This window comes from Pseudomonas sp. P5_B2 (assembly GCF_056400445.1).
Window position 1 is genome coordinate 1 of sequence record NZ_JBFULH010000785.1, and the last position, 1678, is coordinate 1678.

3 protein-coding genes are annotated in these 1678 nt (G+C 57.5%); all 3 read left to right on the plus strand.

Annotated elements, in window-relative coordinates:
- Positions 1-158: winged helix domain-containing protein (locus AC1DRJ_RS26740; RefSeq protein ID WP_477804801.1), on the plus strand; the 158-nt coding region annotated here is incomplete at its 5' end.
- The gene (locus tag AC1DRJ_RS26745; RefSeq protein WP_477804799.1) at positions 151-576 is read left to right on the plus strand and encodes a GNAT family N-acetyltransferase; all 426 of its coding nucleotides are present in this window, start codon (positions 151-153) and stop codon (positions 574-576) included. The genes AC1DRJ_RS26740 and AC1DRJ_RS26745, both read left to right, overlap by 8 nt.
- A 239-nt stretch (positions 577-815) precedes the next feature.
- The gene (locus AC1DRJ_RS26750; protein ID WP_477804800.1) at positions 816-1553 is read left to right on the plus strand and encodes a secretin N-terminal domain-containing protein; all 738 of its coding nucleotides are present in this window, start codon (positions 816-818) and stop codon (positions 1551-1553) included.
- The last annotated feature ends 125 nt before the right edge of the window (positions 1554-1678 follow it).

Genomic DNA, 1678 nt, shown 5'->3' on the forward strand with positions numbered 1-1678 from the left:
GTTATCTGCCGGGCAAGTTGCGCGAACTGCTGAAAATGATTTGCGCCGCCGACTCGCTGCACATCGACAACCTTGGCGAGTGGCTGAGCGACGAAGACGGTCGCGGTCTGCTGTGCGAACTGATCAAGCAAGGAAGCCTGGGGTTTGCAGATGAATAAAATTCACGTAGGTGCCGCAGACTGGCAAAAGGATAACGCCGAGATCCGGCGCATTCGTGAGACGGTGTTCATCGCCGAGCAATCCGTTCCGCCCGAGCTGGAATGGGATGCCGATGACGCCACTGCGGTGCATTTCCTGGCCTTCGAAGGCGACTTCCCGATCGGCACCGCTCGCTTGTTGCCAGACGGCCACATTGGCCGGGTATCGGTACTCAAGGACTGGCGCGGCCTGAAGGTCGGCGATGCACTGATGCAAGCGTTGATTGGTGAAGCCGAGAAACGCGGGCTGAAGCAGCAAATGCTCAGCGCACAGGTGCAAGCCACCGCGTTCTATGAGCGCTTGGGCTTTCACATTGTCAGTGAGGAATTCCTGGAAGCAGGGATACCGCATGTGGACATGGTGCGTCACTCGGTCTGAGTGCCCGCCACTGATCGTTCCCACGCTCCGCGTGGTATGCCTCCCGGGACGCTCCGCGTCCCATTGCGGCAAGTGACGCAGAGCGTCACAGGCTGCATTCCCACGCAAAGCGTGGGAACGATCACAAAACGCCCCGCCATTTCTGATGCCGGGGCGTTTTGCTGTCTACGATTCAACTTGCGCCACGCCGAGCCGACAAACTGGCACTATCGAGGCATTAGAAGTCGGAGATAACGGATATGTCCCTACGCACCCTGCTCACCACCCTCCTGCTGACCTGCAGCTTTTCAGTCGTGGCCGCCACCGAAATCGTGCCCCTGAACTTCCGCACCAGCGCCGATATGCTGCCTGTGGCGCAGGATTTCATTGGCAACGAAGGCCAGGTCAGCGCTTATGGCAATCAACTGATCGTTAACGCGGATCAGCGCAAGATCGACGAACTTAAAGCCCTGATCAGCCAACTCGATGTCGCCGCGAAGCGCCTGTTGATCACCGTCGACACCAGTGACAACAACTACCAAGGCTCCAAGTCGAACCAGACCCGAATCATCCATCGCAGCACCGTCAGCCGTGATGGCGGCGTCCAGCAGGTCCAGGCCAGCGAAGGCACACCCGCACTGATTCAGGTCGGCCAGAGCGTCCCCGTTACGAGCGCGCAGACCGATTCGTACGGTGATTTACGCAGCCAGACTGAATACCGCAACGTCACTCAAGGCTTCTACGTCACCGCCAGCGTCACCGGTGAAATCGTTCACTTGGCTATCAGCACCAACCGTGACCGCATAAGCCAGGAACGTCCCGATGTAGTGAATGTGCAAAGTACCGACACAACTGTCACAGGTCGCCTCGGCGAATGGATTACGCTGGCCGGCGTCAACCACCAGAACCTGACCGACAAACGCGCCCAAACCCGCAGCTACGCTACTCAGGGCCGGGATGACATGACCCTGCGGGTGAAAGTCGATACTTTGGACTAAAGCACCGGAAACTGACTGATTAGTCGTATTAGACTAAAGATGTAGTGCTCGAAAAAAAGCACTACAAAACGTTTGACGATCGAAAAAAGCAAAGGCATTATGGCCTCGCTCCCGCTAATCAGGGG

Coding starts and splice junctions, on each gene's coding strand:
- AC1DRJ_RS26745 (WP_477804799.1), top strand. CDS start 151: ATGAATAAAATTCACGTAGGTGCCGCAGACTGGCAAAAGGATAACGCC.
- AC1DRJ_RS26750 (WP_477804800.1), top strand. CDS start 816: ATGTCCCTACGCACCCTGCTCACCACCCTCCTGCTGACCTGCAGCTTT.